Below are 13,125 nucleotides of genomic sequence, written 5' to 3' on the forward strand. Positions count from 1 at the left end.
ATCAGACAACCTTGAAGCCCGTCCTGTGAGGCGGAGAAGGGAGTCCCCAGTGACTGCACCGCGCACCGTGCTCGGCCCCGACGAGATCGCCAGGGCCCTCACGCGCATCGCCCACGAGATCCTCGAGGCGAACCAGGGACCCGACGACCTCGTGCTGCTGGGCATCCCCACTCGCGGCGTCCACCTCGCGCAGCGGCTCGCCGACCGGCTCTCCGGCATCACCGGCATCGACTTCTCGGCGCGCGTCGGCACGCTCGATGTGACGATGCACCGCGACGACCTGCGCGGCAGGCCGACTCGCGCCTCGCACCCGACGCGCATCCCCGCCGACGGCGTCGACGACCGCGTCGTCGTGCTCGTCGACGACGTGCTCTACTCGGGCCGCACGATCCGGGCCGCCCTCGACGCGCTCGCCGACCTCGGCCGGCCCCGCGCCGTGCGCCTCGCGGTGCTCGTCGACCGCGGGCACCGGGAGCTGCCCATCCGCGCCGACTCGGTGGGCAAGAACCTGCCGAGCGCCCGCACCGAGCACGTCTCGATCCTGCTCGACGAGGTCGACGGCCGCGACGCCGTCACGATCGGGCCCGCGGCCGAGCGAGGCGCCGCGTGAGGCACCTGCTGACCGCCGCGATGCCGCGCGACGAGGCGATCGCGCTGCTCGACCTCGCCGAGGACATGCACCAGATCCAGGACCGGCAGCTGAAGAAGCTGCCCGCCCTGCGCGGCCGCACGGTCGTCAACCTGTTCTTCGAGGACTCGACGCGCACGCGCTCGTCGTTCGAGATCGCCGGCAAGTGGCTCTCGGCCGACGTCATCAACGTGTCGGGCAAGGGCTCGAGCGCGTCGAAGGGCGAGTCGCTGCGCGACACGGGCCTCACGATCGCCGCGATGGGCGTCGACGGCGTCGTCGTGCGCTCCGGCGCCTCCGGCGCGCCCGCGCTGCTCGCCGACTGGATCGGCAAGCCGGTCATCAACGCCGGCGACGGCACCCACGAGCACCCCACGCAAGCGCTGCTCGACGCGTTCGCGCTGCGCCACCGGATCCACGGCGACGCCGCCCGCGGCAAGGGCCTCGACGGGGTGCGCGTCGCGATCGTCGGCGACATCGCCCACTCGCGCGTCGCCCGCTCGAACGCGCTGCTGCTGCCCGCGCTCGGCGCCGAGGTGACGCTCGTCGGCCCCGCCGCGTTCCTGCCCACCCCCGCGGCCGACGGCACGCGGCTCGGGCTGCGCGCCGAGACGAGCCTCGACGCCGTCATCGCCGAGCGGCCCGACGCGCTCATGCTGCTGCGCGTGCAGCTCGAGCGCCAAGCCGGCAAGGTCGCCCCGAGCGTGGGGGAGTACATCACCGGCTGGTCGCTCACCGACGAGCGCCTCGCTCGGCTCGGCGACGCCGCGATCATGCACCCCGGCCCGATGAACCGCGGCCTCGAGCTCTCGAGCCGCGCGGCCGACGGGGATGCCTCGACCGTGCTCGCGCAGGTCACCGCCGGCGTCTCGGTGCGGATGGCCGTGCTCTACTCGCTGCTCGCGTCCGACGACCGATCCGCGCAGCCCGCCTCAGCAGACCACGGAGACGCCCGATGACCACGCTGCTCACGAACGCCTCCGTGCTCGGCGGCGCGCCCCGCGACCTCGCGATCGACGCCGGCGTGCTCGTCGACCCTGCCACCGTCGACCGCGACACCGCCGAGGTCGTCGACGCGACCGGCCTCATCGCCCTGCCCGGGCTCGTCGACCTGCACACCCACTTGCGCCAGCCGGGCGGCGAGCAGGCCGAGACGATCGCGAGCGGCGTGCGCGCCGCGGCGGCGGGCGGCTACACGTGCGTGTTCGCGATGGCGAACACGAACCCGCCCGCCGACACCCCCGCCGTCGTCGAGCAGGTGCACCGCCTCGGCGTCGACGCGGGGCTCGCGACCGTGCGCCCCATCGGCGCCGTGACCGTCGGGCTCGCGGGCGAGCGGCTCGCCGACATGACGATGCTCGCCGGCAGCGCCGCGCGCGTGCGGGTGTTCAGCGACGACGGCCACTGCGTCGCCGACGCCGAGCTCATGCGCCGCGCCCTCGAGCACGCCGCCTCGCTCGGCGCGGTCGTCGCCCAGCACGCACAGGACCCGCACCTCACGCGCGGCTCGGTGATGCACGAGAGCCCGCTCGCCGCCGAGCTCGGCCTCACGGGCTGGCCCTCGGCCGCGGAGGCATCGATCGTCGCGCGCGACGCGATGCTCGCCGAGCTCACTGGTGCCCGGCTGCACATCTGCCACGTCTCGACGGTCGAGACCGTCGAGGTCGTGCGCGCCGCGAAGGCGCGCGGCATCGCGATCACCGCCGAGGTCACGCCGCACCACCTGCTGCTGACCGAGGAGCTCGTGCGCTCGTACGACGGCCGCTTCAAGGTCAACCCGCCGCTGCGCGCCGACCGCGACGTGCAGGCGCTCCGCGAGGCGCTCGCCGACGGCACGATCGACATCGTCGCGACCGACCACGCCCCGCACGCGCCCGAGGCGAAGCAGACGGCGTTCGCGGATGCGGCGTTCGGCATGGTCGGGCTCGAGACGGCGCTGAGCGTGGTGCAGCGCGCCATGGTCGAGACCGGCATGCTCGACTGGTCGGGCGTCGCGCGCGTGATGTCGACGGCGCCCGCGGCGATCGGCAGCGAGCCCGGCTACGACGCCCCGCTCGAGCCGGGCTCGCCCGCGCACGTCGTGCTCGTCGATCCCGCGGTGCGCCGCGTCGTCGACGTCTCGCACCTGCACGGCCGCTCGACGAACTCCCCGTTCCTCGGTGTCGAGCTGCCCGGCCGCGTGCTGCACGTGTGGCACGCCGGCACGCGCACGGTCGCCGACGGGCTCGTCGCGACCGCATCGAGCGCCAAGGGGGTCGCCGGATGACGAAGGAGACGTTCGCGCTGCTGTGCGCCGCGCTCGTCGCGGTGCTCGCGCTGCTCGCGGTGCTCGGCGTGGTGCTGCGACGACGACGCCAGCGCGACATCGAGCCGCCCGCGCCCTGGACCGACGCGGTCCCCGAGCTCGTCGCCGAGGCGCTCTACGTCGCGACGACCCGCGCGGGCGACCCCTACGACCGCGTCTTCGCGCACGGCCTCGGCTTCCGCGGTCGCACGCAGGTCGCGATCGACCGCGACGGGGTGCAGCTCGTCGCCGACCGCACCGAGCTGCGCATCCCGGCGGCCCGCATCCGATCGGTCGAGCGCGCGACCTGGACGATCGACCGGGTCGTGGAGTCCGGTGGGATCGTCGTCATCGCGCACGAGCTCGGCGCCGACGTCGACACCTACCTCCGCATCATCGGCGACGACCGCGAGGCGTTCGACGCCCTCCGTGGCCTCGTCCGCACCCGAACGCAACCCACTGGGGAAGGAACCACCTCATGACGACCCCCGCTTCCACTGCCTCGACGACGGCGGTTCCTGAGCCGGTGCGCGCCCGCCAGGGCGCGCACCGAGTCGAAGGGCAGGACGCCGCCCTCGTCCTGGAGGACGGCACCATCTACCGCGGCACCGCCTACGGCGCCGCAGGCCGGGCGCTCGGCGAGGCCGTCTTCGCCACCGGCATGACCGGCTACCAGGAGACGCTCACCGACCCCTCGTACGCGGGGCAGATCGTCGTGCAGACCTCCCCGCACATCGGCAACACCGGCGTCAACGACGAGGACGCGGAGTCGCGGCGAGCGTGGCCCTCCGGCTACGTCGTGCGCGCCGCGAGCCGTGTCGTGTCGAACTGGCGCGCCGATGGCGACCTCGGCTCGCAGCTCGAGCGCGACGGCGTCGTCGGCATCGCGGGCGTCGACACGCGCGCGATCACCCGACGGCTCCGCGATGCGGGCGCGATGCGCGCCGGCGTCTTCTCGGGCGACGCGCTCGTCGACGACGAGGCCATGGTCGCGGCGGTGCGCGAGAGCCCGAAGATGGCAGGCCGCAGCCTCGCCGAGCTCGTCTCGACGCCCGAGGCGTACACGCTGCCGGCCGTCGGCGAGCCGATCGGCACCCTCGCGGTGCTCGACCTCGGCGTGAAGGCGTCGACGCTGCGGTTCCTGCAGGAGGAGGGCTTCGACCTCGCCGTGCTGCCGCAGAGCGCGACGCTCGAGGAGGTGCTCGCGCACCGGCCGATCGCCGCGTTCTACTCGAACGGTCCCGGCGACCCCGCCGCGAGCGACGGCCAGGTCGAGGTGCTCCAGGGGCTGCTGCGCGAGGACCTGCCGTTCTTCGGCATCTGCTTCGGCAACCAGCTGCTCGGCCGCGCGCTCGGCTTCGGCACGTACAAGCTGCCGTTCGGCCACCGCGGCATCAACCAGCCCGTCCTCGACGTCGCCACCGGCCGCGTCGAGATCACGAGCCAGAACCACGGCTTCGCCGTCGAGGCGCCGCTGCACGAGGAGCTCTCGAGCCCCGCGGGCTTCGGCCGCGTCGAGGTGAGCCACTACTCGCTGAACGACGAGGTCGTCGAGGGCCTGCGGGCGCTCGACATCCCCGCCTTCAGCGTGCAGTACCACCCCGAGTCGGCCGCCGGCCCGAACGACGCCCGGCACCTCTTCGGCCGCTTCCGCGAGCTGGTGCTGCAGCACCGAGCCGCTCGCGGCGCCGACACCACCGACATGCAGAAGGACGCCTGAATGCCCAAGCGCGACGACATCCGCTCCGTCCTCGTCATCGGCTCCGGGCCGATCGTCATCGGCCAGGCCGCCGAGTTCGACTACTCCGGCACCCAGGCGTGCCGCGTGCTGCGGGAGGAGGGCGTGCGCGTCATCCTCGTCAACTCCAACCCGGCGACGATCATGACCGACCCCGACTTCGCCGACGCGACGTACATCGAGCCGATCACGACCGAGGTGATCGAGACGATCATCATCAAGGAGCGCCCCGACGCGATCCTGCCCACGCTCGGCGGCCAGACGGCGCTCAACGCCGCCATCGCGCTCCACGACCAGGGCATCCTCGAGCGCCACGGCGTCGAGCTCATCGGCGCGAAGGTCGAGGCCATCCAGCGCGGCGAGGACCGGCTGCTGTTCAAGGAGCTCGCGATCGCCGCAGGCGCCGAGGTCGCCTCGAGCGCCATCGCGCACTCCGTCGACGACGCGCTCGCGTTCGCCGGCGAGTTCGGCTACCCCGTGGTCGTGCGCCCGTCGTTCACGATGGGCGGCCTCGGCTCCGGCTTCGCGCACGACGAGGACGAGCTGCGGCGCTTCGTCGGCGACGGTATCCACTCCTCGACGATCGGCGAGGTGCTGCTCGAGGAGTCGATCCTCGGCTGGAAGGAGTACGAGCTCGAGCTCATGCGCGACACCGCCGACAACACGGTCGTCGTCTGCTCGATCGAGAACGTCGACGCCGTCGGCGTCCACACGGGCGACTCGATCACGGTCGCGCCAGCGCTCACCCTCACCGACCGCGAGTACCAGCGGATGCGCGACATCGCCATCCGCATCATCCGCGACGTCGGCGTCGACACCGGCGGCTGCAACATCCAGTTCGCCGTCGAGCCGTCGACCGGCCGCATCATCGTCATCGAGATGAACCCTCGGGTGTCGCGCTCCTCGGCGCTCGCCTCGAAGGCGACCGGCTTCCCGATCGCGAAGATCGCCGCGAAGCTCGCGCTCGGCTACCGGCTCGACGAGATCCCCAACGACATCACGAAGGTGACGCCCGCGTCGTTCGAGCCCGCGCTCGACTACGTCGTCGTCAAGGTGCCGCGCTTCAACTTCGAGAAGTTCCCCGCCGCGGATGCGACGCTCACGACGACCATGAAGTCGGTCGGCGAGGCGATGGCGATGGGCCGCACCTACACGCAAGCGCTGCAGAAGGCGCTCCGCTCGCTCGAGAAGCGCGGCTCCTCCTTCCACTGGGAGGGCGAGCCGGGCGACGCCGCGGCGCTCCTCGAGCTCGCGAGCGTGCCGACCGACGGCCGCATCGTGACGCTGCAGCAGGCGCTGCGCGCGGGCGCGACGGTCGCGCAGGCGCACGAGGCGACGGGCATCGACCCGTGGTTCATCGACCAGATGGTGCTCATCAACGAGGTCGCCGACGAGGTGCGCCGCTTCGGGGACGGCACGGGCGAGCTCGACGAGCCGACGCTGCGGCTCGCGAAGGAGCACGGCTTCTCCGACGCCCAGATCGCGCAGCTGCGCGGGAGCACCGAGGCCGAGGTGCGGCAGTCGCGCTGGGACCTCGACGTGCGCCCGGTCTTCAAGACCGTCGACACGTGCGCGGGGGAGTTCCCCGCGGTGACGCCGTACCACTACTCGAGCTACGACCTCGAGACCGAGGTCGTGCCCTCCGACCGGCGCAAGGTCATCATCCTCGGCTCCGGGCCCAACCGCATCGGCCAGGGCATCGAGTTCGACTACTCGTGCGTGCACGCGTCGTTCGCGCTCGCCGACGCCGGCTTCGAGACCATCATGGTCAACTGCAACCCCGAGACGGTCTCGACCGACTACGACACGAGCGACCGGCTCTACTTCGAGCCGCTCACGCTCGAGGACGTGCTCGAGATCGTGCACGCCGAGCGCGGCGCGGGCGAGCTCGTCGGCGTGATCGTGCAGCTGGGCGGGCAGACGCCGCTCGGCCTCGCGCGCGGCCTCGAGGCCGCGGGCGTGCCGATCCTCGGCACGACGCCCGACGCGATCGACGCCGCGGAGGAGCGCGGCCTGTTCCAGCGCATCCTCGACGACGCCGGCCTCGTCGCGCCGCGCAACGGCACGGCGACGACCGAGTCGCAGGCGATCGAGATCGCGGAGGGCATCGGCTACCCCGTGCTCGTGCGCCCCTCGTTCGTGCTCGGCGGCCGGGGCATGGAGATCATCTACGACACGCCGAGCCTGCACGGCTACTTCGACCGCATCGCGTCGCACGGGATCGTCGGCCCCGATCGACCGCTGCTCGTCGACCACTTCCTCGACGACGCCGTGGAGATCGACGTCGACGCGATCTACGACGGGCACGAGCTCTACGTCGGCGGCATCCTCGAGCACATCGAGGAGGCCGGGATCCACTCGGGCGACTCGTCGTGCACGATGCCACCCGTCGGCCTCGGCCGCGCGCAGCTGCTCGAGATCCGCGACGCGACGCTGCGCATCGCGCAGGGCCTCGACGTGCGCGGGCCCATCAACGTGCAGTTCGCGTACGCGGCAGGCGTGCTGCAGGTGATCGAGGCGAACCCGCGCGCGAGCCGCACGGTGCCGTTCGTCGCGAAGGCGCTCGGCACCCCGATCGCGAAGGCGAACGCGCGCGTGCTCGCGGGCGCGACGATCGCCGAGCTGCGCGCCGAGGGCATGCTGCCGGAGGCCGACGGCACGATCCTGCCCATCGACGCGCCCGTCGCGGTGAAGGAGGCCGTGCTGCCGTTCCGCCGGTTCCGCACTGCCGACGGCCGCGTCGTCGACTCGCTGCTCGGGCCCGAGATGCGCTCGACCGGCGAGGTGATGGGCATCGACCGCGACTTCCCGACCGCGTTCGCGAAGAGCCAGTCGGCGGCCTACGGCGGCCTGCCGACCTCCGGGACCGTGTTCGTGTCGCTCTCCGACCGCGACAAGCGGCAAGCGGTGCTGCCCGTGCACCGGCTGCAGCAGCTCGGCTTCCGGATCGTCGCGACGACCGGCACCGCCGAGGTGCTCGCGCGCAACGGCATCCAGGTCGAGACGGTGCGCAAGCACTCCGAGACCGCAGCCGCCGGCACCGTCGAGCCGTCGATCGTCGACCTCATCGACGCGGGGGAGATCGACATCATCGTCAACACCCCGACGGGCGGCATCGCGCGCGCCGACGGCTACGAGATCCGCGCCGCCACGGTCGCCGCCGACAAGGCGCTCTTCACGACCGTCGCGCAGCTCGGCGCCGCGGTCGCGGCGATCGAGGCCTCGCGCGAGCCCTACGAGGTGACGAGCCTGCAGGAGTACCACGCACGGCGGTCGGCGTGACGCTGCTGGCGCGACTGACCGCATCCGTCGACGCGCACGGCCCGCTGTGCGTGGGCATCGACCCGCACCCCGCGCTGCTCGCGGCCTGGGGCGCGGGTGCGGATGCGTCGGGGCTCGAGCGCTTCGGCCGCGACGTCGTGGCCGCCGCGGCCGGGCGCGTCGGGGTGGTCAAGCCGCAGGTCGCGCTGTTCGAGGCGCTCGGCGCCGCGGGCATCGGCGCGCTCGAGCGCGTGCTCGCCGATGCCCGCGCCGCGGGGCTCGTCGTGATCGCCGACGCGAAGCGCGGCGACATCGGCTCGACGAACCGCGGCTACGGCGCGGCGTGGCTCTCGCCCGGCTCGCCGCTCGAGGCCGACGCCCTCACCGTGAGTCCCTACCTCGGCGTGGGCTCGCTCGAGGGCCTCTTCGCCGCGGCGGAGGCCGCGGACAAGGGCCTGTTCGTGCTCGCCGCCACCTCCAACCCCGAGGCCGCAGCCGTGCAGCTCGCGCGCCTGCCCGACGGCCGCTCGATCGCGCGGTCGGTCGCCGACGCGGTCGCCGAGCGGAACGCCGCGACGGGCGCCGGCCACGGGCTCGTGATCGGCGCGACGGTCGACCGGGCGGCGTTCGGCCTCGGCACGGGCGCGTCGACGATGGACGCCGCGACGCCGGTGCTCGCGCCGGGCTTCGGCGCGCAGGGCGCGCGGCTCGCCGACCTCGGCTCGCTCTTCCCGGCCGGCTCGCTCGTGCTCGCGAGCGCGTCGCGCAGCATCCTGCAGGCGGGTCCCGACGGGCTCGCGAGCGCGATCGACGCGGCCGTCGGCGAGCTCGCGTCGTCGCGGTCGGTTGGATGACGGCGGTCGGTTGGATGACGGCGGCGACTCGATGACGGCGAGCGCCCGATGACGGCAGACGCGCACGGCGGGTCCCGGCCCGCCACCCCTGACCCGGCCGCGGCCGGACGGGCGGCGATCGAGGCCCGCCGAGCGCGCGCGGCCGTGAAGCGCGCCCTGCGATCGGGGCAGCGCGGGCCGCGCGACGTCGCCGAGCGCGCGTGGCAGGAGCCGGGCAGCCCCGAGGCGCAGCTGCGCGTGCCGGCGTTCCTCGGCAGCCTGCGGGGCCTCGGCCCCGTGCGGGTCGAGCGGCTGCTGGCGTCGCTCGGCATCGCCCCTGGCAAGCGCCTCGGCGCGCTCGGCGATTTGCAGCGCGAGCGGGTTCGCGGTTGGCTGGACGACGTGGATCCCTCGCGTCGCCCTCGCCTCATCGTGCTCGCCGGACCCACCGCCGTCGGGAAGGGCACCGTCGCGGAGTACGTGCGCGAGCACTTCCCGCAGATCCGGCACTCGGTGAGCGCCACGACCCGCGCCCCGCGCCCCGGCGAGATCGACGGCGTGCACTACGCGTTCGTCTCCGACGCGGACTTCGACCGCATGGTCGACGAGCAGGAGTTCCTCGAGTGGGCGACGGTGCACAACCAGTCGCGCTACGGCACGCCCCGCTCGAGCGTGCAGGCCGCGCTCGACGAGGGCAGCTCGGTGCTGCTCGAGATCGACCTGCAGGGCGCGCGACAGGTGCGAGCGTCGTTCCCGGATGCGGTGCTGCTGTTCCTCGCGCCGCCGTCGTGGGACGAGCTCGTGCGCCGCCTCGTCGGCCGCGGCACCGAGACCGAGTCGGAGCGAGAGCGCCGGCTGCAGACGGCAAGGGTCGAGCTCGCGAGCCAGCCCGAGTTCGACGCGACGATCGTGAACGCCGACGTCGCGGAGGCCGCGCACGAGGTGGTCGAGCGCATCCTCGCGGCGGAGGCCGACCGCGGTGCGGGAGAGCTGCCGTCGCACTGACGCGATGCGGGGTAGGATGGACTCTTGCGCCCACCGGCGCACGAGCTTCGGCGAGCGCGATCGCGTCCGCCACGAGTCTGCAGGAGGCACCCATGGCCAAGGGCATCATCAACCCCCCGATCGACGAGCTGCTCGACAAGGTCGACTCGAAGTACCAGCTGGTCATCTTCGCGTCGAAGCGCGCGCGACAGATCAACGACTACTACACCGACATCCACGAGGGCTCGATGTTCGACAACGTCGGCCCGCTCGTCGACGCGACGATCGAGGACAAGCCGCTCTCCGTCGCGCTGCACGAGATCCACGCGAACAAGCTCGTCCTCACCCACGACGAGGTCACCGAGGCCTGATGCGCGTCGTCGTCGGGATCTCCGGCGGGATCGCCGCATACAAGGCAGCGCTCGCGATCCGCGAGCTCGTGCAGGCCGGTCATGACGTGCACGTCGTGCCCACCGCATCCGCCCTGCGCTTCATCGGCAGGCCGACGCTCGAGGCGCTCAGCCGCAATCCCGTCACCGACGAGGTCTTCGACGATGTCGCCGCCGTGCGCCACGTCGCGCTCGGCCAGTCCGCCGACCTCATCGTCGTGCTGCCGGTGACGGCGAACACGCTCGCGAAGCTCGCGACCGGGCTCGCCGACGACCTGCTCGGCACGACGGTGCTCGCCTCGCGCGCCCCGCTCGTGCTCGCCCCCGCGATGCACACCGAGATGTGGGAGCAGCCCGTGGTGCAGGCGAACGTGCGCACGCTCGTCGAGCGCGGCGCGACCGTCGTCGGCCCCGTCGCGGGCGAGCTCACCGGCGGCGACACGGGCCTCGGCCGCATGGCGGAGCCGAGCGAGGTCGTCGCCGCCGCGCTCGCGCGCGTCGCCGCGACCGCCGACCGGCCGCTCGCCGGCCGCTCGCTCGTCGTCTCGGCGGGCGGCACGCGCGAGCCGATCGACCCCGTGCGGTTCCTCGGCAACCGCTCGAGCGGCGCCATGGGCGTCGCGCTCGCCGAGGCCGCTCGCGACGCGGGCGCCGCCGTCACGCTCGTGGGCGCGAACCTGCACGTGCCCGTGCCCCGCGGCGTCGAGACGATCGAGGTCGAGACGACCGCGCAGCTGCGATCGCGCATGCTCGAGCGCGCCGACGCCGACGTCGTCGTGATGGCTGCGGCGGTCGCCGACTACCGCGTCGACGGCGTCTCGGACGAGAAGCGCTCGAAGGAGTCGTGGGGCGACGCGCCCACGCTCACCCTCGCGCTCAACCCCGACATCCTCCGCGAGATCGCCGGGCAGCCGCGCTCGAGCCTCGTGGTCGGCTTCGCCGCCGAGACCGAGGCCGACGACGACGCGCTGCTGCAGCGCGGCCGCGACAAGCTCGCGCGCAAGGGCGCCGACCTGCTCGTCGTCAACCGCGTCGGCCACGACGAGGGCTTCGGCCACGTCGACACCCGCGTGCGCGTGCTCGACGCCGACGGCGTCGTCGCCGACGCCGCCGGCAGCAAGGCGTCAGTGGCCCGCGCCATCATCGATGCGATCGCGCAGCGCCTCGCCGCGCCGACCGCATCCACGACACCCACGATCCAGGAGCGCCAGTGAGCCTGCGGCTGTTCACGTCCGAGTCCGTGACCGAGGGCCACCCCGACAAGATCTCCGACCAGATCTCCGACGCGGTGCTCGACGCCATGCTGGCGCAGGACACCGAGGCGCGCGTCGCCGTCGAGACCCTCGTCACCACCGGCCTCGTGCACGTCGCGGGCGAGGTGCGCACGACGGGCTACGTCGACATCGCCTCGGTCGCCCGCAAGGTCATCGTCGAGATCGGCTACGACTCGAGCGAGGTGTCGTTCGACGGCAACTCGTGCGGCGTGACCGTGTCGATCGGCGAGCAGTCGCCCGAGATCGCGACCGGCGTCGACACCGCCGTCGAGGCGCGGGGCGGCTCGGTCGACCCGCTCGATCGCGACGGCGCCGGCGACCAGGGCATCATGTTCGGCTTCGCGACCGACGAGACGCCCAGCTTCATGCCCGCCACTGCGTGGGCCGCGCACCGGCTCGCCGAGCGGCTCGCCGCCGTGCGGCGCAGCGGCGACATCCCGTGGCTGCGGCCCGACGGCAAGACGCAGGTGACGATCGGCTACGACGGCTTCCGCCCCGTGAGCGTCGACACGGTGCTCGTCTCGACGCAGCACGCGCCGGGCGTCACCGACGCCGAGATCCGAGCCGCCGTCATCGAGCACGTCATCGACCCCGTCGTCGGGCAGCTCGGCCTCGACACGAGCGCCATGCGCTCGATCGTGAACCCCTCCGGCTCGTTCCTCACCGGCGGGCCCAAGGGCGACGCGGGTCTCACGGGGCGCAAGATCATCGTCGACACCTACGGCGGCGCCGCTCGCCACGGCGGTGGCGCGTTCAGCGGCAAGGACCCGTCGAAGGTCGACCGCTCGGCCGCCTACGCGCTGCGCTGGGTGGCGAAGAACGCGGTCGCCGCGGGCCTCGCCGCGCGCATCGAGGTGCAGGCCGCGTACGCGATCGGCATGGCGCAGCCCGTCGGCCTCTACGTCGAGACCTTCGGCACCGGCACGATCGACGACGACCGCATCCGCGCCGCGATCCAGGAGGTCTTCGACCTGCGCCCCGGCGCGATCGTGCGCGACCTCGACCTGCGGAAGCCCAAGTACCGCCAGACCGCCGCCTACGGCCACTTCGGACGGGAGCTGCCGGGCTTCACCTGGGAGCGGCTCGACCGCGTCGACGACCTGCGCGCCGCCGCGGGGCTCTGACGCCCGTGGCAGCCGCGGCGGCTGCGCGTGCGGCCATCGCCGACGGGGAGAGCGCGGATGCGCCCGTGCGGTACGCCCGCGTCGTCGTCGACTCGCGGCTGCCGCAGCTCGACCGGCTCTTCGAGTACCGCGTGCCGCCCGGGCTCGAGGGCGTCGCGCCGGGCGTGCGCGTGCGCGTGCCGCTGCGGGGCGACCGGCAGGCGACGGGCTACGTCGTCGAGGTCGCCGACGAGCGCGACTGGGAGGGCGAGGTCGCCGACGTCGAGAAGGTGCTCTCGACCGTGCCGGTGCTGCAGCCCGAGGTGTGGGCCCTCGCTCGCGCCGTCGCGGACCGCGCCGCGGGCGGCGCCGCTGACGTGCTGCGCGTCGCGATCCCCGGCCGGCAGGCGCGCGTCGAGAAGGCGTGGCTCGCCGGTCCCGCCGCGCCCGTGCCGCCGCTGCCCGACGCGCCCCCGGGCGCCGCGGAGGTGCTGCCCGGGCTCGTCGAGGCTCGACGTCGCATCGCCCTCGAGTGCGCGGGCGGCGTTGCCGCCGTCGAGACGGGCGGCAGCGGCGAGGCCGCTGGCGGCACCGCGTGGATCGGCCGCTGGGCGATCGCGCTCGCCGCGCT

General features: G+C 73.7%; 12 protein-coding genes. All 12 read left to right on the forward strand.

All coding sequences use genetic code 11. The features are described 5' to 3' along the window. Positions 1-49: 49 nt before the first annotated feature. Complete coding sequence (gene pyrR, locus ABD106_RS02290; protein WP_343916887.1) at positions 50-610, forward strand: bifunctional pyr operon transcriptional regulator/uracil phosphoribosyltransferase PyrR; 561 nt, start codon at positions 50-52, stop codon at positions 608-610. Continuing rightward, entirely contained in the window at positions 607-1,587 is a 981-nt protein-coding gene (locus ABD106_RS02295) for an aspartate carbamoyltransferase catalytic subunit (RefSeq protein WP_343916889.1), read from the forward strand. The genes pyrR and ABD106_RS02295 overlap by 4 nt, the downstream gene beginning before the upstream one ends. Continuing rightward, positions 1,584-2,894 carry a dihydroorotase gene (locus tag ABD106_RS02300; protein ID WP_343916891.1) on the forward strand — a complete coding sequence of 437 codons (1,311 nt, stop codon included), beginning with the start codon at positions 1,584-1,586 and terminating at the stop codon, positions 2,892-2,894. Before ABD106_RS02295 ends, ABD106_RS02300 begins: the two co-directional genes overlap by 4 nt. Further along, a complete protein-coding gene (locus ABD106_RS02305; RefSeq protein ID WP_343916893.1) occupies positions 2,891-3,394 on the forward strand; it encodes a PH-like domain-containing protein in 504 nt (167 codons plus the stop codon). Before ABD106_RS02300 ends, ABD106_RS02305 begins: the two co-directional genes overlap by 4 nt. After that, positions 3,391-4,632: a glutamine-hydrolyzing carbamoyl-phosphate synthase small subunit gene (gene carA, locus ABD106_RS02310; RefSeq protein ID WP_343916895.1), complete on the forward strand. Its 1,242-nt coding sequence runs from the start codon at positions 3,391-3,393 to the stop codon at positions 4,630-4,632. The genes ABD106_RS02305 and carA overlap by 4 nt, the downstream gene beginning before the upstream one ends. After that, positions 4,633-7,932: a carbamoyl-phosphate synthase large subunit gene (carB, locus tag ABD106_RS02315; RefSeq protein WP_343916897.1), complete on the forward strand. Its 3,300-nt coding sequence runs from the start codon at positions 4,633-4,635 to the stop codon at positions 7,930-7,932. It begins immediately after the preceding gene. After that, positions 7,929-8,765 carry an orotidine-5'-phosphate decarboxylase gene (gene pyrF, locus ABD106_RS02320; RefSeq protein ID WP_343916899.1) on the forward strand — a complete coding sequence of 279 codons (837 nt, stop codon included), beginning with the start codon at positions 7,929-7,931 and terminating at the stop codon, positions 8,763-8,765. Before carB ends, pyrF begins: the two co-directional genes overlap by 4 nt. Positions 8,766-8,813: 48 nt before the next feature. Next, positions 8,814-9,749, forward strand: coding sequence for a guanylate kinase (gmk, locus tag ABD106_RS02325; RefSeq protein WP_343916901.1), 936 nt, complete (start codon positions 8,814-8,816; stop codon positions 9,747-9,749). Positions 9,750-9,841: 92 nt separating this feature from the next. Continuing rightward, entirely contained in the window at positions 9,842-10,099 is a 258-nt protein-coding gene (gene rpoZ / locus ABD106_RS02330; RefSeq protein ID WP_343916903.1) for a DNA-directed RNA polymerase subunit omega, read from the forward strand. Then, positions 10,099-11,331, forward strand: coding sequence for a bifunctional phosphopantothenoylcysteine decarboxylase/phosphopantothenate--cysteine ligase CoaBC (gene coaBC / locus ABD106_RS02335; RefSeq protein WP_343916905.1), 1,233 nt, complete (start codon positions 10,099-10,101; stop codon positions 11,329-11,331). The genes rpoZ and coaBC overlap by 1 nt, the downstream gene beginning before the upstream one ends. Beyond that, positions 11,328-12,515, forward strand: coding sequence for a methionine adenosyltransferase (gene metK / locus ABD106_RS02340; RefSeq protein ID WP_343916907.1), 1,188 nt, complete (start codon positions 11,328-11,330; stop codon positions 12,513-12,515). The genes coaBC and metK overlap by 4 nt, the downstream gene beginning before the upstream one ends. Before the next feature lie 65 nt (positions 12,516-12,580). Further along, on the forward strand, positions 12,581-13,125 hold a 545-nt coding region (locus tag ABD106_RS02345; protein ID WP_486281927.1), incomplete at its 3' end, for a primosomal protein N' family DNA-binding protein.

The sequence above is a fragment of the Agrococcus citreus genome (assembly GCF_039527715.1).
GTDB lineage: Bacteria > Actinomycetota > Actinomycetes > Actinomycetales > Microbacteriaceae > Agrococcus > Agrococcus citreus.

Coding starts and splice junctions, on each gene's coding strand:
- ABD106_RS02300 (WP_343916891.1), top strand. CDS start 1,584: ATGACCACGCTGCTCACGAACGCCTCCGTGCTCGGCGGCGCGCCCCGC.
- ABD106_RS02305 (WP_343916893.1), top strand. CDS start 2,891: ATGACGAAGGAGACGTTCGCGCTGCTGTGCGCCGCGCTCGTCGCGGTG.
- carA (WP_343916895.1), top strand. CDS start 3,391: ATGACGACCCCCGCTTCCACTGCCTCGACGACGGCGGTTCCTGAGCCG.
- carB (WP_343916897.1), top strand. CDS start 4,633: ATGCCCAAGCGCGACGACATCCGCTCCGTCCTCGTCATCGGCTCCGGG.
- gmk (WP_343916901.1), top strand. CDS start 8,814: ATGACGGCAGACGCGCACGGCGGGTCCCGGCCCGCCACCCCTGACCCG.
- rpoZ (WP_343916903.1), top strand. CDS start 9,842: ATGGCCAAGGGCATCATCAACCCCCCGATCGACGAGCTGCTCGACAAG.
- coaBC (WP_343916905.1), top strand. CDS start 10,099: ATGCGCGTCGTCGTCGGGATCTCCGGCGGGATCGCCGCATACAAGGCA.